The organism is candidate division KSB1 bacterium (assembly GCA_016214895.1).
Classification (GTDB): Bacteria; Electryoneota; RPQS01; order RPQS01; family RPQS01; genus JACRMR01.
Genome location: JACRMR010000025.1, coordinates 118,670 through 140,450, shown reverse-complemented (window position 1 = coordinate 140,450; position 21,781 = coordinate 118,670). Strand labels below are relative to the sequence as shown.

General features: G+C 60.9%; 7 protein-coding genes. 3 read left to right on the top strand and 4 right to left on the bottom strand.

Translation table 11 applies throughout. The features are described from left to right. Positions 1 to 14 precede the first annotated feature (14 nt). Positions 15 to 1,046, top strand: a complete 1,032-nt coding sequence (aroF, locus tag HZB60_12650; GenBank protein ID MBI5060615.1) for a 3-deoxy-7-phosphoheptulonate synthase — start codon at positions 15 to 17, stop codon at positions 1,044 to 1,046. Between the two features lie 326 nt (positions 1,047 to 1,372). Next, the gene (locus HZB60_12645) at positions 1,373 to 6,169 is read left to right on the top strand and encodes a proprotein convertase P-domain-containing protein (protein ID MBI5060614.1); all 4,797 of its coding nucleotides are present in this window, start codon (positions 1,373 to 1,375) and stop codon (positions 6,167 to 6,169) included. A gap of 77 nt (positions 6,170 to 6,246) precedes the next feature. Here the strand turns inward: HZB60_12645 and HZB60_12640 are convergent, their stop codons facing one another. Genes HZB60_12640 through HZB60_12630 form a run of 3 tightly spaced genes read right to left on the bottom strand, consistent with a single transcriptional unit; the run spans position 6,247 to position 12,278 of the window. After that, positions 6,247 to 7,857 (bottom strand): sodium/solute symporter, encoded by a 1,611-nt coding sequence (locus HZB60_12640; GenBank protein ID MBI5060613.1) that lies wholly within the window; start codon positions 7,855 to 7,857, stop codon positions 6,247 to 6,249. 30 nt (positions 7,858 to 7,887) lie between these two features. Next, positions 7,888 to 10,299 (bottom strand): DUF4968 domain-containing protein, encoded by a 2,412-nt coding sequence (locus HZB60_12635; GenBank protein ID MBI5060612.1) that lies wholly within the window; start codon positions 10,297 to 10,299, stop codon positions 7,888 to 7,890. A 35-nt stretch (positions 10,300 to 10,334) separates the two neighbouring features. Then, on the bottom strand, positions 10,335 to 12,278 hold the full coding sequence (locus HZB60_12630) for a serine/threonine protein kinase (GenBank protein MBI5060611.1): 1,944 nt from the start codon (positions 12,276 to 12,278) through the stop codon (positions 10,335 to 10,337). A 385-nt stretch (positions 12,279 to 12,663) separates the two neighbouring features. Between HZB60_12630 and HZB60_12625 the strand changes: the two genes are divergently transcribed. Beyond that, positions 12,664 to 13,353 (top strand): hypothetical protein, encoded by a 690-nt coding sequence (locus tag HZB60_12625; GenBank protein ID MBI5060610.1) that lies wholly within the window; start codon positions 12,664 to 12,666, stop codon positions 13,351 to 13,353. Positions 13,354 to 13,490: 137 nt separating this feature from the next. Here the strand turns inward: HZB60_12625 and HZB60_12620 are convergent, their stop codons facing one another. After that, positions 13,491 to 21,290 (bottom strand): hypothetical protein, encoded by a 7,800-nt coding sequence (locus tag HZB60_12620; GenBank protein MBI5060609.1) that lies wholly within the window; start codon positions 21,288 to 21,290, stop codon positions 13,491 to 13,493. Positions 21,291 to 21,781: the final 491 nt, after the last annotated feature.

Sequence of the window (21,781 nt, the reverse complement as noted above, 5' to 3'; positions counted from 1 at the left end):
ACAGGAGTAGGGCCATGTTGGTGATTATGAAGCGCGATGCAACGGACGAACAGATTAGTTCCGTCATCGCTTCAATTGAGAGTCTGGGTTACCAGGCGCATTCCATTCCCGGGGCGACGCGTACGGCAATCGGGGTGACAGGCAACAACGGACCGATCGGCCGCGAAGTGCTCGAATCGCTGCCGGGCGTGATTCAGGCGATTCGGGTGACGCGTCCCTACAAGCTGGTGTCTCGCGAAGTGAAACCCGAGGACACGGTGATCGAAGTGGGAGGCGTGCGGATCGGGGGTCCGGAATTGGTATTGATCGCCGGACCGTGTTCCGTGGAATCGCGGGCGCAGATCATGCAGTCCGCCGCATTCGCCCGCGCCGCCGGCGCCCGGATTCTGCGCGGCGGCGCGTTCAAGCCTCGCACGTCGCCCTATGCGTTTCAAGGTCTCGGCGAAGCCGCGCTGAAATTGCTTGCCGAGGCGCGTCAGGAAACAGGACTGCCCGTGGTCAGTGAAGTGCTGGATTCGGAGAGCATTGAGCTGGCGCGGAAGTACGTTGACATGCTTCAAATCGGGGCGCGCAATATGCAGAACTATGTCCTGCTCAAGCAAGCGGCGCGGACGATGAAGCCGATCTTGTTGAAGCGCGGCCCGGCGGCCACGCTCGAAGAGTTGCTGAATGCCGCCGAGTACATTCTCGCGGAAGGCAACTATCAGGTCGTGCTCTGCGAGCGCGGCATTCGCGGATTTTCTGATTTCGCGCGCAACACGCTCGATCTCACGATCGTTCCCGTCGTGAAAGAACTTTCGCACCTGCCGATTATCACGGATCCGTCGCATGGCACCGGCAAACGCAATCTGGTCATTCCCCTGGCGCTGGCCTCGGTCGCGGTCGGCGCGGACGGTCTGATCATTGAAATGCACCCTGACCCCGACCACGCGTTTTCGGATGGCTATCAATCGCTCTATCCCCAGCAACTGTCAACGTTGGCCCGTGAAATGGAGCAGATCGCCCCGGTCGTAGGCAGGGGGTTCGCCGTTCGTCCTGCGGGCTAAGCCGGTACCGCACGCCTGCATGTGGAGAGGCCTCGACTCAGGTTGAGGCCTCTTCTCTCGCCCCTGCGCCGAGGCCACCTCTCGGCAAATGATCGGCTAATCATAATATGAACAATGCCTTGCAGCGTGCGGAGAGCGACACATCCGGCACACGCTGCGCAGACGAATTGCGGTTCTCTTGCCTGATACCGCCCGAGCACGTTGCATTTCAATCACCGAATCATAGATTACGGAACATTAGTGGTCCGGGCAGGGCCGGCCATGCGGACGACGGCGACGGGCCCTACCCCTGAGGTGGCGAATCTCATAATATCGAGGGACGGACGATGCGTAAACGTAGCGTGATTTGGATCGCGCTGGCAGCATGCCTGTTGCTGCTGGTTTTGGGAGTTGTGGCGGGCGAAAAGGGGAAGGCCGTGCTGGTGAAGCCGCAGGGTTCGTCCTCGATGCTGATGCCGAACCAACAATCGGTTGATCCGACGCTGATCGATCGGATGGTTCAGTTGAAGAACGAGTTTGTAGCTTCGTTCTCGGGCCTCGCCGGCGGTGCTGAGGAAACGGGTATCGAAGGCATGAAGTCTGATCCGCCGTCTGACGAGGCGAACAAGCGGTTCGAGGCGGAGTGGGCCGAGGCGCAGGCTAAACAGATGATCCTCGATCAAGTGGAAGCTGAAGCCGCTGCCGCAGTCGAAGTCGAACCGTGGGCGGATGCCAAAGCCGCGCTTGATCGCGAGGCGGCGGGCGGAGCTCTGAGTCCGGCCGACAAGGCCTTGATAGCGGAATACGAGAATATCGAGTTCGCCGGTCGTGAAGGCGGCCACGGCGATCCGCTCGATGATAACGGCGGTACGACGTTTACGTGGGTGGGTGCGCCGGTCACGCGCATTCCGGTCAGCGGCACGGGCGGCACCTCGGCGGATACTGTGCACATTCCGTTGACGGTGTCGGGGATCGGCACGTACATCGTGGATGTCGAAGTGCAGATCGACTCGCTGCTGCACACGTATGACAGCGATCTGGACATCTTCCTGACCTCCCCGGCGGGCACCAGACTCGAATTGTCAACCGACAACGGCAGTACCGGCGACAACATGATTCGCACACGCTTTGACGACGACGCGGCCGCTTTGATCACGACCGGCGTTGCCCCGATGACGGGTTCCTACCGGCCCGAGGTGGCGCTGACTGCATTTGATACACAGGATCCGAACGGCGTCTGGACGCTGACGATCTATGACGATTTGGGTGGCGATACCGGTGGCGTCTTCCAGTGGAGCATTCAGATTCTGACCGCAAATTTGTCGAATCTGCACGACTTCGCCTGCACCACGATCCTCGCACCGGTCCCCGGTAACTATCCATCGGGCGCCACGCTCGCGGTGACGGCCCGCGCGGTGAACTTCGGCACGACCACGGAGCCGGGCACGCTCAACTACAGCTTTAACGGCGGCGCTACGGTTACCGAGGTGACACAGTCCCTCGCCCAACTGGGCACGGAGGATCACCCGTTCACGCCTCAGATCACTCTCCCGGCTCTGGACGGTCCGTACGTCCTCACCGTCTGGACTGAGGTGGCTGGTGATGCCGATGCACCCAACGACACGTCGCGCGTCACTGTCACCGTAAGAAACGGAACGGACTGTGGTGCGCCGGTGCTGTTGGCGGGCGCTTCCGGCACGCAGCTCTATAACAACTGCGGTGCGGGCGACAACCTGCCGGGGCAGCCCTGCGGCGCGTCCGGTCAGGACATGATATTCCGGATGGTCGTACCCGCCGGCAACTGGGCCTCGATCTGGCAGCCTTCCAATTCCATCGATAGTCGCCACACGGCGCGGTGGGGTGGCGCGTGCCCGGGAACGAATCTGTTGCATTGTGTGGACTCGCCGGATGAAGCCCGTTGGGTCTGGTACAACGGTACCGGTGCGACGGAAACGCTTTACCTGACCGTCGGCCTCTGGTCGCTGACGGCGACGTGCGGCAACTTCAACCTGAATTGGGACAACCAGCCGTGTGTTGCGGCCACCGTTCCCTTCACGGAGAATTTCGACACTGCGGTTCCGGTGGCTTTGCCGACCTGCTGGTCCTTCGAGAATGTGAATGCGATCACACCGATCTGGGAATCTTACGCAACGACGCCGCGTTCCGCGCCGAACAGCGCCAGCATCAGTGGCACGGCCAGTTCGAACAACGACTGGCTCTTCACCAAGCCGATCACTCTAACCGGCGGCATCACCTATCTGCTCGAATACTGGCGGCGTGCGGCGTCGATCACCTCTTATGATTCGGTCGAGGTGTTCTATGGAACGACGAATCAGTCGTCGGCGATGACGAATGTGATCCATGTGGCGGATACCGTGAAGACCACGGCGTATGCCCTGAAAGCCGCGACCTTCACTCCGGCGGTCTCCGGCGACTATGTCATCGGCTGGCACAACATCTCCCGTTTCAGCGGCAGCCGTTTGCGCATCGATGACATCGCGTTGACCCTTGCGGGTGGCTGCACGGCCCCGACGGTAACCGTCAATAGTGCTGTCGGAATCGGGCAGGTGACGCTGGCGGCGTCAGTAACCGGAGGCTCCGGCGGTGCGGTAGAATATCAGTGGTTTACCGGCACCGGCTGTGAAGAAGTGAATCGCATCGTCGGCCAGCGCGCCGCCGGCTACACCACGACTTCCAGCGGCGTCTTTTCCTGCCGCGCGTGGATTCTCGATTCGCTCAACTGCGCGACGTGCGATTCCGCCGAAGCGACGGTAACACCGCCGCCTCCGGGTGATAATTGCTCCATCGCGGTCACGCTGACGGGCGTACGCGACAGTCTGGTGAGTGTCAGCAATTGCGGCTACAGCGACCAGACGCCGGGTCAGTCTTGTGGATACTCGAAGGAGGATATGGTTTACTCCATGTCGGTGCCGGCCGGAAACGTCGCCAGCATCTGGCAATCGTTGAACGCTCTCGACAGCCGCCATAGTTTGCGCTGGGGCGGAGTCTGTCCGGGCGACAACCTTGTCGGTTGTATCGACGATCCCGACTACACCCAGTACTACTGGACGAACAACACGGGCTTGACGCAAACGGTTTACTATGTAATCGGCGGTTACAGCACGACAACGCCTTGCGGGACGTACACGCTGCAATGGCTGAATCAGGCTTGCACTGTGCAGTCCATACCGTACGCTGACAATTTCGATGACGTTCCTTCGCCGTTGCTGCCGTTCTGCTGGAATTCGGAGAACGCCGATGCCCTCACACCGGTTTGGGCCACTTACACGACGTCTCCGCGTTCGTCGCCGAATAGCGCGTCACTGGCGGGCTCGGCCACAGGCAACAACGACTGGCTGTTTTCCGAGGCGTTGGATCTCACCGGCGGCACAAGCTACACGCTTGAGTATTACCGCCGCGCGGCTTCAGTGACCAACTATGATTCGCTCGAAGTGAAGTTTGGCAACGCCCCGAACTCGGCGGCCATGACCACGGCGATTTCCGCACCGGAGACGTTGCAGGTTACCACGTACACGTTGGCGACGGGCACGTTTACTCCGGCCCTGTCCGGCACCTACTACGTGGGCTGGCACGGCATGTCCCGCTTCGCCAGCGCGCGCCTGTACATCGACGACGTGTTTATCTACCCGACCGGCGCCTGCGGGGCACCGACAGTGACGGTGAATAGCGTTGCTGCCATCGGTAGCGTAACCCTGACGGCCAATGCGGCGGGTGGATATGGCGGCGTTCTCGCCTACCAGTGGTACACGGGCGATCTCTGCCAGGCTGGCAACGAGATCCTGGGCGCCAACAGCAACACCTATCAAACCGTGACGTCCGGCGTCTTCTCCGTGAAGGCGTGGCGTGCGGATCCCGACGTGTGTGCGGCCTGTGACTCGGCCGAGGCAACGATCCTGCCGATTCCGCAAGGCGATCAGTGCAACAACCCGCTGATTCTCCCTGCCCCGGCACCCAATGACTCGTCGATCATCTCCGGTAGTACGACCGGATGGTCTGCGGATTGTTCCGACAGCTGCAACAGCACCATCGCGCGCTCTTCCGGACCCGATGCGTTTGTCCAGATCACGCTGACGGAATGCCGTCGGTTGGCGTTCGCGCTGGACAACGGGACCGTGGGCAGCGGTGATATGTACATTGCTGTTTACGCAGCTGGGTCTTGCTGCACGAATACCATTCTCTGCAACGACGACATATCCGCCTTCACAGTGGTATATTGGGAAGTAGCCGGTCAGCGTGGCTCGAGCCTCAATTCGTTTGTGGCCGGATCGCTGGAACCGGGTACATACATTGTGCGCGTCGGCTACTATGGCAGCTCGTCGGGCGCCTGGCGCCTGCGTGTATTCGACAATGGTGCCTGTCCGTGCAACGTGGCCTGCGAAGGCGGTGATATCGCGGAACCGGCGGAAAATCGTTTCGATCCGACATTCCCGACCACGGATCCCGACGGCGGCTGCAACAACACGGTGCCGGTATTCCTGACGCCCTCCTGCGGGCAGAGCTACTGCGGCGTGTTGTTCGACTACCTCGCGGCGGGAACCACGACGATTCGGGCTTACTACCGTGACACCGACTGGTATCAGTTCACCTTGGCGTCGGACCAGATCGTCACGCTGCAGTTGGCCACGGAAGATGTTCCGTTGACCTCGGTCCTCTATTCCGGTGCGGCTTGCGGCAGTCTGGTCGCGCTGGGCGCGGACTCCACGACCGCGTGCGATACGCTGGTCTTCAGCGACACGTTGACGACGGGCACGTACACCGCGGCCGTGGCGGCGCGGTATTTCACGGGCAACCCCAGCCCGTTGACGTATCGAGCGACACTGACTTGCGCGAGTCTCTGCGCCCCGGACACCGTGGTTGACTTCCGGATGCGGTTTGCCAATATAGATGCCGATCCGGTGATCAACGACCTCGTGTTCATGTGGGATCCGGATCCGTTGTTTGCGGGTACATACACGATCTGGGCGAACACGACGCTGGATCCGGTCTTCCCGGGAACATGGACCTCGATGGCAACCGGAATTCCGGCTCCGTCCGGACCCAATGTAATTGCGTACGTGTACGATGATGGTGCGGCTTTCGTCGGACCGCGACGATATTTCCTGGTGACGGGAACGTGTCCGTAGTCGCGAATCCACTCTAAACAGAAGGCGGGCGGGTCATTTGACCCGCCCGCTTCTCTGATACCTGCTCGCGAATTGAGTTAGAAGAAGATCGTCCACAGGGCGACCACGACCAGGACCAGAATCGTTGACGCGATCAGGTTCCATCGCCGCCGCGTGCCGTCAACCGCCCCGCTGCGCAATTCATGGCGTGCCGTGTGTCTGAACGTCAGCCCGCGCACGCTCTCCATCGCCGGTGGGCGGGTGATCAGGCTGACAACCGCCAGCATCGTCGTGCAGATGACAAACAGCAGTATCGCAAAGTGCAGGAAGTTGATCTCCGCCAGCCAACGTAGCGGCTCGAAACCGATTCCGCTCTGCTTGTTCACAATCTCCGCAACGAATCGCACGGCACCCAGCACCAGCCCGGTCAGCAGCGCGGCGATGGCGCCGGCTCCGTTCGCCCGCGGCCAAAACACTCCGAGCAGGAACACGGCGGCAATCGGCGGACTGATATACGCCTGCACGCTCTGCATGTAGATATAGAGCTGCGCCGACAACATCTTGATAAACGGCACCCACAGGATTCCGAGCAGCACGAGCACACCGGTGGCGACGCGTCCGAAATGCACTAACTCGCGGTCGCTCGCGTGCGGCCGCAATTTCTGATAGACATCGATCGTGAGCAAGGTCGAGCTGCTATTGAAACACGCTGCCAGTGATGACATCAGCGCGGCCAGCAGTCCGGCGACCACCAGCCCTTGCATCCCCACCGGCAGCAGCCGCGCAACCAGCGCCGGGTACGCCTGATCGCCGCTGATATCCGGGTACAGCGCGCGCGCGATAATTCCGGGCAGCACGAGAATGAACACCGGCAGAATCTTCAGAAACCCCGCAAACACGGTCGCGCTCTGCGCGGTGTCGATGTTCTTCGCGCTGAGCACTCGCTGCACGATGTACTGATCCGTGCACCAGTACCAGATGCCCAGAATTGGCGCACCGAAAAGGATTCCCGTCCACGGAAAGTCGGGATCGCTCATCGGTCTGAACATCGAAAAGAAATCCGCGGGCACCGCCTGCCGCAATTGCGACCATCCTCCGATTTCGACCAGTCCCATCACGGTCAGGACCGCGGCGCCTCCGATCAGCACGAACGTCTGCATCAATTCGGTGTAGATCACCGCCTTCAGTCCGCCCGCGATCGTGTACACCCCGGTCAGTACCACCAGCACGATGGAAGAGGTGTACACGTCCCAGCCCGTGAGCTGATTCAATAACAACGAGCCCGCCAGCAACGTAACGGAGACTTTCGTCAGTACGTACGCCAGCACGGAGACCGAGGTCAAGTACCAGCGGCTTGCGCTGTTGTACCGCCGCTCCAGAAACTCCGGCATCGTGAACACTTTGGAGCGCAGATAGAACGGCGCGAACACCCAACCCAGAATCAGCACGATGATACAGGCCAGCCATTCGAAGTGCCCGACGGCCAAGCCGGTCGCGGCTCCGGATCCGGCGAGGCCGACGAAATGCTCGCTCGAAATATTGGTGGCGAACAGCGACGCGCCCACGGCCACCCAGCCGACGTTGCGTCCCGCCAAAAAATAGTCGGCGGAGGTCCGCCCCCGCCGCGAAAAATAGAATCCGATTCCAAACACCACCGCAAAGTAGAGCGCAATAATTGCCAGATCAAGACCGCCGATGTTCATGGTCATGATGAACCTCAGAGTTTCGAGACGCGGGGATTATCTTCTCACGGTCAATGAATCAAATTCGAACTCGGACGGCCAGCGAACCGTCAGTTCATGGCGGTCCGCGCTGAACAGGTAGTTAGTCATGGGCTGGCCGTTGACGAGCACCTCCGCAGGCGCCGTCGCCAGGTCCTTCAGGATCAAAACCAGTCGCCGCGGCTGCGGCCGGTATTGGTCATGGTGAAGGATGCGCTGCACGGAGACCACCGCGTCGGAGCACCAACTCGCGTACGCCGTTGTCCGGTAGTCGCCGTCGGCAGAGCTGAAGCTGATTCCGTCGTCTTCATACAACTCCGACGTGTCGGGCCGCGTGGCCGGAAAGATTGTCGTCGTCAGCTCCCGAATCGGGTGCTCGTCGGAAAACTGCACGGAGTCGCGCATGAATACGCATCCTCCCTCACGCAGGAACATCGGCAGCCGTTCGAGCGGCGTATCGATCACCAGCTCCTGCTCGCCCTCGTACACGCGCGGCGTCTCCCATTCCAGCCAGCGGCCTTCCGGCAGGTAAATCCTCTGGAGTTTGGTTCCGACTCGCGTAACGGGCGCGACGAGCACGTCGTCGCCCCAGTAGAATTGATGTTGGTATGCCCAGTCAAATGCGCGTGGATCGTCCTGATGATTCCAGAATAACGGCCGCCACACCGGCACGCCGGTTGCACTCGCGTCATGAAACGCGGTGTACAGGTAGGGCATCAGTCGATAGCGCAAGGTTAGATACTTGCGCGCGATGTCCTCGACATATTCTCCGAACGACCATGGCTCTTGCGCGTCTTTTCCGTGATGCGCATGGGTCCGACTGAGTGGCGACAGCGCGCCAATTTGCATCCACCGCGCGTACAGCTCTTGTGACGGCGAGCCGCCCATGAATCCGCCGATATCCGTTCCGACAAACGGCACGCCCGACATCCCCTCGCCGAGCATCATTCGAATCCCCAGCTCGAGATGCTCTTCGCTTGACACGTTGTCACCCGTCCACACGGCAGAGTACCGCTGGATTCCCGCGAACGCGGCGCGCGTCAGGATGAACGGTCGCTCATTTGGATGTGTCTTCTTCAAGCCCGCATAAGTCGCCTCGGCCATCAGATAGCCGTAGCGATTGTGCGTCCGCTTGTGACTCGCGCGCAGGCCGTCGTCGTCGAACATCGTCTCCAGCGGAAAAGCCTGCCCCCATACCGCCGGCTCATTCATGTCGTTCCAAAATCCGCGCACACCCTGATCACGCCACTGACCGGCCAGCCCACCCCACCATTCCCGGGTGGCCTCGCGTGAGAAATCCGGAAAATACGAGCGCCCCGGCCAAACATCGCCCGTGTACACCTCTCCGTCGGGATAGCGCACGAAGTGATTCCGGGCCAGACCCTCGCGCGCGACCGAGTAGTTCGAATCCGCTTTCACTCCCGGATCCACGATCGTCACGACTTTGAATCCGCTCTGGTCCAGTGCTTGCAGCATCGGCTTGGGCCGCGCGAACCATTCCGGATGCCAGGTGAACACGCGATAACCGTCCATGTGATGAATATCAAGATAGATCACATCGGCGGGAATCCTCTTCTCGCGAAACGTGCGCGCGAGGTTGAGCACCTCGCTGTCGGGATAATAGCTCCAGCGGCATTGCTGATAGCCGAGGGCCCACAACGGCGGCATCGGCATGTGTCCCGTCAAATCGGTGTAGCCGGACAGCACCTCGGCGAAGCCCGGTCCGGCCACGAAGAAGTAGTCCATCACACCGTCATCCGCCGCGAACGACAAGTAGCGATGGTTCCCCGCGCCCAAATTGAATCGTGAGCGAAAGCTGTTGTTGAAATAGACGCCGTAGGCCCGGCCTTCACGCAGACCGACATAGAACGGAATGGACTCGTAGAGCGGATCCGTGTCTCTCGTGTATCCCGGAATATCGCTATTCCACATCGTCCATTCGCGGCCGCGTTTGTCCAACTCGCCCGTTTTCAAACCCAGGCCGTAGAATCGCTCGTCGGCTCCGATTTCTTTCCAACACCGCACTTCGGATCCGTCCCAGCCGATTCCGAATCCCGAATCGTCGTTCTGCAGCAGATTGCCGTTCGCATCGGCGATCGTGATTCGACACGGCAACAGCTGCACGATGACCCGGAGCTTGCGACTGGCGAGCAGGATTCCGCCTTCAACCACGGAATGCTTCGCCGTCACGCCCTGCGCGGGGAGCTGCACAATGCCGGCCAGCGGCGCCACGTCATGGTCTGCCCGCGTCAGCCACACGCGCAGGATATCGTCTCGCACAAATCGCAGATGCAGCACGTGTCCGCTGGTGACGGTGAGATCCGCGCCGTCAACGAGCAACTGCTGTTCGAGCACATTTCCGAGGAACTCGTAATTGGCCCAGGCCGGTACCGTCAGCAGCATCAGGGCAAGGGCGAGGCGTCGTAACATAGTGGGGGGGGGGGCAGGAGCGCGGCGGCGGCAGCTTACTGGAACGTCAGCGTCACCGTCGCTCCGCTGTTAATGGTGAGGTTCTTGCGCTCGTAGGGCTGCCCATTCACGGTCGTTTCCACGACGTAGGTGCCCGCGAGCAGCCGGTAGGTAAACGGCGCGGTCAACACCTCGCATCCCGCTCCGATGCGGATGTCCGGTGTTACCGGCGAAATCTTCACTTTAGTTCCGGCCGGAATTCTGCCGTTGACTTGCAGCGTGCCGCTCGCCAAATTCACGATCTTCACATCGTCAAGCGGCGCGTTGACCACGATCTCCTTGCTTAACGGACACCCGGGATTACCTTCGGCCTCGATCCGGATCGTTCGCCTGCCCGGCGAAACCGCGGTCCAGAGCGGATCGCCCGCCAGCAGATAACCGACCTGCCTGTCGTCCACGAACAGCGTCGCATTTCGGTCCGCCTGAATCCCCAAATTCCCCGCATTCCCCGGATGGCCGGAGGGTGCCGGCGCCGGGTTCGCTGCCGCTCCCGGCTTCAAGAGCACAGGCAACTCACGCGGCTTCGCATTCACGGGTTCACGTTTCGCCGTCCTGACTTCATTGCGCACGGACCCCTCCTCGGTTTCCACGGAGTCGTCCGGAGTGCCGCGCATCAAGGGAGTCGAGTCAACGCCGCCGGTCGCACCTGCCGGATCTACAGCCGGGGTCGTGACCGAATCTCCCGGCTTGCCAGCCGCCGCCGAATCTCCCGGCAGTGTCGTGATCGGAAATGAGGCCAGTTCGACGGCCTGCGGCCGAAGGAATAGCACCCACACCCCCGCCGCGATGGCAGCGGTCACGACCACGGCGAGCAGCCACGGGGTAATGCCCGCCTTGCGTCGTTCGTGCGGCGCCGCGATCGGCGCCGGTTCCGGCCGTCGCGTCGGTTTCGTAGCGGACTCGAGTCCCGGCGGCGATGTGTGCTCGCGTGGCAACTGAACCGTAACCGTCGACGCACCGTCGCGCGACTGCTGAAAGCGCTCGAATTCCTGTTGCAAGTTCGCCGATGGAAAGGCCTCGCCGGCCAGCTGCTTCAGCTCCTCATGCGCGCGCCTTTCATCATAGCCGACGCTCCGGGCGTACGGGTCAAGCTGGTCAATGAACGCGCGCGCCGTCTCCGTTCGTTCGAGCGGCGCCAGCTTCAGTGCGCTTTCGATGGGCGCATGCAGCTCGCGCGGAATGTCGTGAGCGACAAAATATTCCGGCAACTCAAACCGCCGCGCGCGCACCCGATCCATCAGCTCGTATTCGTTCGTGGTCTTGCCATACACCGACTCCCCGGTCAACAAGTCCAGGAACACGACCGCGAGCGAATAGATATCCGAGCGCGCATCGAGCTGTTCCGGTGAATGAATCTGTTCCGGCGACATATATTGCGGTCGGCCTTTGATCACGCCGCCCATGGTTTCCGGCCGTACGAGACCGGCCACGCGTGCGATGCCAAAGTCGATCAGCTTCACCGCGCCCTGTCGCGAGATCATGAAGTTCGATGGTGCGACGTCGCGATGCACGAGATGCAGTGGTGCGCCCGTGGTCGGATCGGCCCGCAGGTGCGCGTAGTGCAGCGCCTTACCGACTTGTCGCGTAATGTAGATCAGCGTCCGCGGCGTCAGCTTTCGCCCGCGCTCCTTCAGCCAGAGCTGCAAGTTGCGCAGATCGCCGCCGTCGATGAACTCCATGATCATGAATACCCGCCCGCGCGACCGCTTCAGCGTGTACAACCGGCAGATTCCCGGATGATCCAATCGCGCGATGAGCTGTGCCTCGGCCTGAAACGCCGCGAGCGCCGATTCCTGCCGCAGCAGTTCAGGGTGAATCTCCTTGAGCGCGACGGGCAGGTGCAGGTTTTCATCCCACCCCGCATACACAATTCCAAAGCCTCCGGCTTTGATCTCGCGCAGCACGGCGAACTGGTCGTCGAGGGAGAAGGGTAAGGCCACAGTCATAGCCGAATGTAACAATTATCCCCCGGTTTGTCAAACAAACATGGACCCGTTCGTTCTCCAAGGGTCAGACCGGGCGGTACCCGCTGTCCGCGTTGGAATCTTTCATGTCGGAGGATAGGCCTCCCAACGCCACGGAAAATCCAAAACAGCGAGCAACACAGTATATGTAAACATGTATATTAATTAGGCTTACGCAAGACCGGCGCATGTGTTCAGATGTGTTATATTGTATTTTGTCACAGCCACGGCATCTCTAATCCTGTTGCTCCCAATATATCCCATGTGCCTCCGCATCGCGATCGCCTTCCTAGTTTCCCTTTGGACTCTGACCGGCTGCTCTTCCGATTCCGGGACCACAGACACGGTGAACCGTCCACCCGTGATCGAATCACTTACGGTCAGCGCGGACACGATCTACCAATCACAGCAGACCACACTCTCGTGTATCGCGTCCGATCCCGACGGCGACTCCCTTGCCTATCGCTGGTTCTCTGCCGACGGCAGCTTCAACCCGCAAGCCACTCGACCGTTCGTGAATTGGCGATACGCGGGCACGTTGGCCTCACGCGATACAGTAAGTCGTACCGTCCACTTGACAGTAATCGCGAACGGCGATTCCGTTTCTGCCAATACTCAGCCGATCATCATCTTCAACGGTGACCTCTGGAACGACACCGGTGAACCGTTCATTGATGAGTGGGACGACGGCGGGTACAATGGGCAATGGGACCCAGGCGAGGTCTTTTTCGATCTGCCAACGTCATACAACGGTCCGTTCGCGCCGCGCCTTCTTGTATCGTTGAACAACCGTTACGACCCGCCCAACGGTTACTTCGACGAGTTCGAACTGTTCACGTACTTTCCCTCATCCGACAGCACACCCGATCCACGCTTTCCGGTCCTCTATTCATGGGAAGAGGTGAGATACGGAATCCGCAATTTCGGGTCAGAATGGATAAACCTCGGCCAGGATTCTACGGGCACCGCCGTGTACATGCACTGGATAGATGTCCGGTCAACGTGGATCGACCGTCGGCACGACGGAGTATTCAACATGCCGATCCAGTGATACCTTCGAAGATCGGTGGCACTGGACAAAGCCACGCACAGCAAGCCCCCGGCCATTTCGACCGGGGGCATTTTGTTCGTCGGGTCTCCCCCCACATCCTGCGGGGGGGCAGGGGGGCAAAAGTCTGGCGCGCTACTCTACTCCAAATCGCAGGTGATCCGCATACAGTCCATGTCCCCGAAGAATGGATATTCGATGGGATAAGTACTGTGACGATATCCGGCGCCGATGATCAGCGGTGCACCGTTGTTGTCGGAAATCAGATCAAGCCGCCCGGCGGCCACGATTCGTCCGTCGATGATCAGTGCAGAGTTGGTCCCGTTGACGACAACGCACACACAGCTCCATTCGCCCACCGGCACCGAGTAGTACGTCGGATCGCCCGCGGTCGGCCACGGACTTCTCAGCACCATCCAGTCGCCGTAGCCGCCGTTTAGACTGCGATTCCATACGAAAGCGGCAAGCTGATTGTGATACACGCGCGTGCCGTTCGGCAACGTAATGTATGCCGGCTCGATGCGCACGGCAAACCCGCCGTGCAGCGCGTCAAAGCTGTTGTTCGAGATCAGATAGAATGGCCCCGTCTCTTCCGTCGGTTCCTGGGACAGTCTGATGCGCGTCCAAATTTGAAACTCGCTTTCATAGAACGCGTTGTCATTCACGACCTCCAAATGAGATGCGCAGCGGTTCTCGAACTCGCCGACATAGCCCGGGAAATGCAAGGATCCGGTACTGTGGTAGCAATCGGGATCCGCTTCGAGTCCCCACGGGGGTGGACACGGTTCCACTCGCGTCGCGTCATGCCCGTGACCGGTCTGATCGAACGTCGCGCCGCCGCCGTTTTCGTTCATTTCCCAGCGCGCGCAATCCGAGTTGAGCACCGCCGGCCGCGACGTGAGGCCGTGCGCGGCCACCTGATAGAACCGTCGCGCTTGCAGCAGACTTACCGCCGTCGTGTCGGTCCACTCGCTCACGGGAGCCAGCACGGTCGTAACCATTTCCATCGGATCCAGCGGGTCATCGAACGAGCCGCGATAGACCTGATAGTACTGGGCGTTCGGCACATCGGCCCACGCCAGATGCAGCAACCGGTCGGACCCGAACTGCGCGACAAGCTCAATGCCGCCCTGCGGCGACAGCATCACCGGCTCGAATAACGTGACCTGCGGCGCCTCACACAGGTAGCAGCACTCATCGTTCGAACACTGCAACCGGTAGTCTTCGACTTCGCCGTCCAGTCGCGGACTGCCGATCGGATCGACATCATCGTCCGCGGTAAACGGCGTCGTTGAGAGACGGAGGCGGATGTGCAGCGCGCCGTTCGGGATCGCATTCTGAACGTGTGCGACGAGGAAATTCAACCCGGCGGTTACTACTTCATTGGTCACAAACCACTCGCTGACCGAAGAACCGTCCGCACAGGTCAGCAGATCATGGAACGATCCGTTGCCGTCCATGTCAATCCAGCCCGAGACGAACATCGGCTGACCGCGATAATTCGGTCCGGTCGTGACCGTCACGCCGAACGAGACCTCGTTGCAATTGCCCCACACCTGCGTCTCGCACTCCGCCAGGAATCCGTCGTCGGAATCGTCACCATCGACCGTCGCGTACGGCAAGTCTTCGGCCGTAATCGTCGCCCCCAGCCAGCACACGCCGCTGAGCAGATGGGCGGGTCCACCGCTGAGCCGGTCACGTGTAGAGTAGGGCGGTGTCGGCAGATCGCCGAGGTCCGCACGATCCGGCAGCCTGACGTAGGTCGTGCATGGTGTGCTGGCCGAGAAGCCGCACGAATTTGTGACGTCGAATCGATAGACAATCTGCCCCGCGTTTTGCAGGCAATCCGCCTGATCGAGCTCTACACACCAGAAACCGTTGCCCTGATCGACGGGACTCCGTGGCCCGGAACACTCGCCGTTCGGGAACACAAGTTGAACGGCCTGAATGCCGAACGGGTCACTGATCTCAGCGCACACCGTGAACGAGTCACCCGGATCAACCGAGTCGGCATTCGCCGTCGCGCATTGTACCACCGGATAGACCGGATTCACGAGCACAGTCCACCAGCCGTCGGTCACGCTGCACTCGCACTGGTCCGTGGCCACGATCCGATAGCGCAAATTGCAAGTCGCGTTGGGCCGCGCCGCCGGAAGCTGCAAACAGTAGGTCTGCCCGACTGGAATCAGCGAACTCGAATCCGCGTACGAACCGTCCTCGCATTCCCAGAACAACATCGCCGTAGATAGGTCGCCTCCCGCATCCGTGATGTTCGCGCAAATCGTCACCGGCGAACACGCGTCAACGGCAGTGACCGGCGTGTGCACCACGACCGGGCAATGCGGGACCGCCTGAATCGGGAACCACTCCGTGATCGCCGTCGCGCCGCAGGCGTTTACCGCCTGAACCATGTAGCGAATCTCGCAGCTCGGGCGAATGTCGATCAGCGACGGCGGAATGTCCGCGCAGTAGTCGCCGCCCGCCACTGCCGCCGGAATTCTTAAGGTATCCGGTCCGCAAGTGAACGAACCGACGACGCTGGTGATCGCACTGAACGTGTCAACAATCGTCGCGCAGACAGTACCGCCGAAACAGTCCTGTCTCTGCGTCAGCGGAGTATGTATGATGTGTGGCGGGCGCTGTCCGAGTGTAATCAAATGCACGCCGTCCGTCCGCTCGCAACCGCAACTGTCGCGGGACACGATCCGATACTCCAGCGTGCAGGTAGCGTCGGGGCGGTTCGCCGGAATCGTCGCGCAATAGCCTGCTGCGCCCGCCGGCATCGGCAGCGAAACCGAATTGCTCTCGTCCCCGGCACACCACCAGTCCAAGGTCACGGTGGATAGATCGTTGAGCGAATCTGCGACGTCCGCGCAGATCTCAATCGCCGCGCACGCATACGCGGTCGCAACGGGAACGTGGGTAATCACGGGACAGTGTGGCAGGACCTCAATGGCGTACCACTCGGTCACACTCACGGCACCGCACAGATTGGTCGCCCGCATCCGATAGTAAATCTCGCAGCTCGGACGAATATCCACTAATTCCTGCGGCAGGATCGCGCAATATACTCCCGGTACGAGCTGCGGCGTCATGGGCACGGTGATCGTGTCGCCGCCCGCGCAATAGAACGAACTCATCACACTGGCAAGCCCGGACTGTCCCGCGCCGATCAGCGCGCAAATCTGCGCGTTTCCGCAGTCCGGCCGGGAGGTTATCAGCGTATGCTCAATCGTCGGCGGTGTCACCTGAATCCGGATCGTGTCCGGAGCGGTAAGCGTGACACAGCCGCACGCATCCGTCGCGCGAATGCGGTATGCGATATCGCAGGTGGCGTCGGGTCGTGTCGCCGGGATCACCGCGCACCATTCGCCCAGCGGCGTGAACTCCATCGGCAGCGTAGCCGAATCTTCCGCCCCGCTGCAACGATAGTCGAGCAAGACGCCGTTCAAGTCGCCGCCCGCGTCAAACACGCTGCTGGCGCAGACGGTGATGTCCTGACACCCCTGGGCGGCGAGCACCGGAGTGTAGCTGATTACCGGACAGTGTGGAGTAATTCCGATTTCATACCAGATAGTCTCGGCGGTAAGTCCGCAGCTGTTGATCGCACTGATCTGATAGTGCACGACACAGCTCGGCCGAATGTCGATCAAGGCCTGCGGAATCTGAACGCAATAAACGCCCGGCACGAGGTCCTCGATCATCGGCACATGCAGCGTATCGCCAGCATCGCAGAAGAAATGCGCCGTTGCGGTTGCATGGCCCATTCCTGCGCCGATCAGCGCACAAATGCTCGTGTTCTGACAGTCATAACGCGCGCTCACCGGGGTGTGTGTGATCGTCGGTGGCAGCGTGCTGACTTCGATCGTCAGCAGTCCGGTTGACGTGTCGCAGCCGCAGGCATCGCCGGCGCGAATCTGATATTCCAGATTGCAATATCCGTTCGGTCGCCCGGCCGGAATCGTCGCGCACCAGCCCTCCGGCGGAATCAGCACCAGCGGGAGCGTCGTGAACGTCGTGTCGCCTGCGCAGCGATAGTCAACCACCGCGCTATCCAGATCTGCTGCGGCATCCGCGAGTCCGGCGCAAATCCGAATCTCGCTGCAACCCCCGGCGCTCGTAATCGGTATGTGCTCAATCTGCGGACAATGTGGCACGACGGCGATCGGATACCAGCCAACCTCCGACGACACGCCGCAGAAATTCGTCGCCCGGATTCGGTAGTTCACCACACAACCGGGCCGGATATCGACCAGGGATTGCGGGAGGTTCGCGCAGAACAGTCCCGGCGTCAGCTGCGCCGTCAGCGGGACGGTAATCGTGTCGCCGCTCGGACAGTAGAACGAGATCTCCTGTGCCGCCAACGTGCCTTGTCCGGCGCCGATCAGCGCGCAGATGTCCACGTTCTGGCAGTCAAAGCGCTGCTCGACCGGCGTGTGCGTGATCGTCGGCGGTGTGGTGGTGACCGTCACGAAATGCACGCCATTCGTCGTACTGCAGCCACACGAGTCTTGCGCCCGGATCTGATACTCCAGATTGCAAGTTGGATTCGCCCGCTCGCCCGGAATCGTGCCACACCAGCCGACCAATGGCACCAACACCAGCGGAACCGTGCTGAAGTCCGCCTCGCCGGCACAGCGGTAATCGAGTAGCACGCTCGAAACATCGCCCACCGCATCATTCACGGCGATACACAGCGGTATCGCCGCACAGGCCTCGACGGTTCGCAGCGTATCGTGAACAATCTCCGGGCAGTGCGGTGCGATCGCGACCGCGTACCAGCCCACTGCGCTGTCCACGCCGCAGTCATTGACCGCTTGGATGCGGTAGCTCACCACGCAGCTTGGCCGAATATCGACCAATGGCTGCGGAATCGTGGCGCAAAAAACTCCCGGCGCGAGCTGCGGCACCATCGGCACGGTAATCGTATCGGTTCCCGGGCAGGCAAATGAGATATCGTGCGCGATCAGGCTCCCCTGTCCCGCGCCGATCCATGCACAGAGCTCAACAGTCCTGCAGTCGAACCGTGTTTCCACGGGCGTGTGGGTAATCGTCGGCGTCGTCGTCGTCAACGCAACCGGATGCGGACCGTTCGTCGCGCCGCATCCGCATTCGTCCTCGGCGCGAATCTGGTATTCGATGTCACACGTCGGATTCGTTCGCGGGTACGGAATCGTGCCGCACCACCCGACGAGCGGGACGAAGACCAGCGGGACCGTCGCGAACGTTTCGTCGCCCGCGCAGCGATAGTCCAGGACTACAGCGGCCACGTCCCCCACTTCATCTTCGACGCCCACGCAGAGCGAAATGGCGGCACAAGCGCTCGCTGTTCGCAGCGTGTCATGCACAATCACCGGACAGTGCGGCGCGATCCCGATCGGGTACCAGCCCGTGCTGGCGCCCGCGCCACAGCTGTTGACCGCGCTGATTTGATAGTCGATCACGCACGACGGCTGAATCTCAACCAGACTCTGCGGGATCGTCGCGCAGTACGTATTCGGCGGAAGCACTTGCGGCGTCAGCGGCACGCTCAGCGTATCGCCGCCCGGACAAACAAACGAAATCAGGGCCGCGGCCAGGCCGCCCTGCCCGGCATCAATCACCGCGCAAATCTCCACGGTTCGGCAATCGAATCGCGTCGGCACCGGCGTATGCACGATCTCCGGCGGAGTCGTCGTGACCGCAATCGTGTGCGTTCCATTGGTCGTGGTGCAGCCACAGGCGTCCGTCGCGCGAACCTGATATTCCAGATTGCACATCGGATTCGGGCGATCACCGGGCAGCGTCACGCACCACCCCGCGAACGGAACGATGGCCATCGGCAGGCTCGCGAACGTCGTGTCTCCCACACAACGGTAATCCAGAAACACGCCGCTCACGTCGTCTTTGGCGTCCGTCACGTTCGCGCAAAATGTAATCGGCGCACAGCCCGCGGCGGCTCGCACGGTGTCCATCACGATCTGCGGACAATGCTGAACCCACGGCGTCGTATGCCAGCCGGAGAAGCCCGCATATCCGCAGGCATCGCGCGCTTCGATCACATAGCGCACGTCGCACGTCGCGTTCACGAACTCCGCCGGTAAGGTGGCGCAAAATACCGTCGGTATCAGCGGTTGCGGCAGCATGGCGGCGATCACCGTATCGGTATCGCAGACCCACGTGGCGAACCAGGCCGCCACGTCGTTGCGCATGTCAGTGGCCGTCGCGCAGACGGCGAACGAATCGCAGGCAAATCGTTCCGTCACCGGGTTATGCTCGACAATCGGGAAGTGCGGGGTCGGCGTGCGACAGGTGGCGCAACTCGCCGTCAGGCCCTGATCATCGAGCGTGGTGGCCCGTACGCACAAACTGTCGAAACCGAGTCTGCTCGCCGGCACGGTGAAGCTCCACGGCGGTGCTCCCACCGGAGTAAAACAGGTATCGAACCCCTGCTGCGGAATGCCCCAGCAGATGTCCGTGGAAATCAGCGTTCCGTCATTCTCCCACGCGTTCACGCTGACCGTCATCTCCTCACACGCAAATCGCGGCGGAATATCGCAGGTAACGTAGGGCGGCTCGTCCACGCAAATTTGTGCCGTGTCGCACGGGAAGTAGATACTCATGCCGTACGGGTTGATCATGGACACATAGAATTGCACGAACGGGCCGATCGCCGAATCCGCGGGAACGGTTCCGCACCAGCTCCCCGGATGCAGCGGATCGGGTTCCATTGCGGTCGGGAAGAAGCTGTCCTGTCCCGCCCGGCGATAAAGCAGGTACGCCAGCCCGCCCGGATACGGATTGCCCTCCTGCAGCATCGTGGCGCAGATCGGCAGCGCGGCATAGGCTGGACGGCACGGGCCTTCCATCAGCTCGAGTGTCTCCGGCGACCAGGCGAACGTCGGACAGGTGTGCAGGCTGAACGTATCGACATCAGACGCAGTCTCGCCGAGATTCGTGACCTCGGCGTACAAGTTGTGAACCAGTCCGTTCTCACAGCACAACGGTGAATCGTAACACAGGAAGTAGGTGGAGAACAGATTGAACCGCACCACACCCCACAGGTCAAGAAAGTCATTCTGGATCGGGACGGTCGCCCCGCGCGACGCAATCGCCAGCGGCGCAAAGTGATCATAGCCGCTCAGGCAGCCGCCCTGCACCAGGGTATCGCAACGACCGCTCTGCGGACAACGATCGTAGCAGTCGCACATCGAGTTGTAATTACACCAGCTCAAGAACTTCGCGCCGTAGGCCGTCATTTCCGTGCGGAGCAGGTTCACATTGATGAACGGCAGCGTGCGACACGAGTCGTTGTTTTCGTCCGCGACCAGAATAATGAACCGCTCGGAGTTCGGTCGCCAGGCCGTCATTCTCAGTGCCGCCAGGATCGCCTGGTAAGCCGGTTCCTGGCCGCCGGACATCAGCACCTGCGTCAACGTGTCCAGGCGCTGCCGGAATCGGTTCGCCGTGTAGAGTTCGGCGGTATTCTCATGAATCGGGCTGCCCGGAAATCGCGTGTATCCCGGCGGTGTATTCAGGCTGCCCGAGTTGCTTTGGCCGTATCGCACGAGGCCGAATTTCGCGTCGATCGGCGTCGGCAATGAGTCCACGAGACCCTCAATCGTCGAATCGACGCGCAAGATCAGCGCGTCCATGGACCGCGACAAGTCCATGACGAACACCATATCAACCGGCCGGGTTTCATTCGCGAAACAGTAGGAGAGCAGGGCCATCTCGCGGCCATCCTCGCGGAGCGTGAACGCCGTAATCGGGAGGTTCAGCACAGCCGTATCGCTGCGTGCGACCTGCGCGCGAAGTTTCATTCGGGGAAACGAGTCCGTCTCCACTGCGGTGATAGTGATACCTAATGCGCGCTGCGGGTCCAGGGGCTGCGCGATTCCGCTGCGGCCCAGAGCCAACCCGCCGAGCACCATGCACAAGATCAACTTGAAGACTCTCATTGGAAACTCCTTGACAAACTTAACCGCCCGCGCGAACCCGTGCAACGACCCGCCACCATCAGGCATTTGCGGCGCCCCGCGCACGTGTGAGCCATGAACTTGCTCGGCACGAAACGCCAATTCACATGAATATACAGGACCGTATGCCGAGAGTCAATACGTTCTATCCGCCGGTTTGAACGAACGACAAGCGTAAACTCAAGAAAAACAGCGGTACTGACCCTGCACGATCGGTGGAACTTCCTTCCAGTTCTAAAGTTAAGCGGAGGTTCCGTTCGGCGCCCGGACGCCCCCGAAATCGAGACCTGAAAATCCGGGAGGCGCGCAGCGCTCGTGTGCGGCAACACGCCCCGCGAGTGCCACATTTTTGCGGTCAACCTCCGCGATATTCGATCCGTACAAATGTTACAGCTACTGCAATGTCAGATGTAATAACGCAGAGTGGACTTGATTGTCCACTTCGGGGTTCGTAAATTAGTCTCAAGCGACAT

Bases quoted from the DNA above. Each gene is read 5' to 3' on its own strand.
- HZB60_12635 (MBI5060612.1), bottom strand. From the start codon at position 10,299: ATGTTACGACGCCTCGCCCTTGCCCTGATGCTGCTGACGGTACCGGCC.
- aroF (MBI5060615.1), top strand. From the start codon at position 15: ATGTTGGTGATTATGAAGCGCGATGCAACGGACGAACAGATTAGTTCC.
- HZB60_12620 (MBI5060609.1), bottom strand. From the start codon at position 21,290: ATGAGAGTCTTCAAGTTGATCTTGTGCATGGTGCTCGGCGGGTTGGCT.
- HZB60_12640 (MBI5060613.1), bottom strand. From the start codon at position 7,857: ATGACCATGAACATCGGCGGTCTTGATCTGGCAATTATTGCGCTCTAC.
- HZB60_12645 (MBI5060614.1), top strand. From the start codon at position 1,373: ATGCGTAAACGTAGCGTGATTTGGATCGCGCTGGCAGCATGCCTGTTG.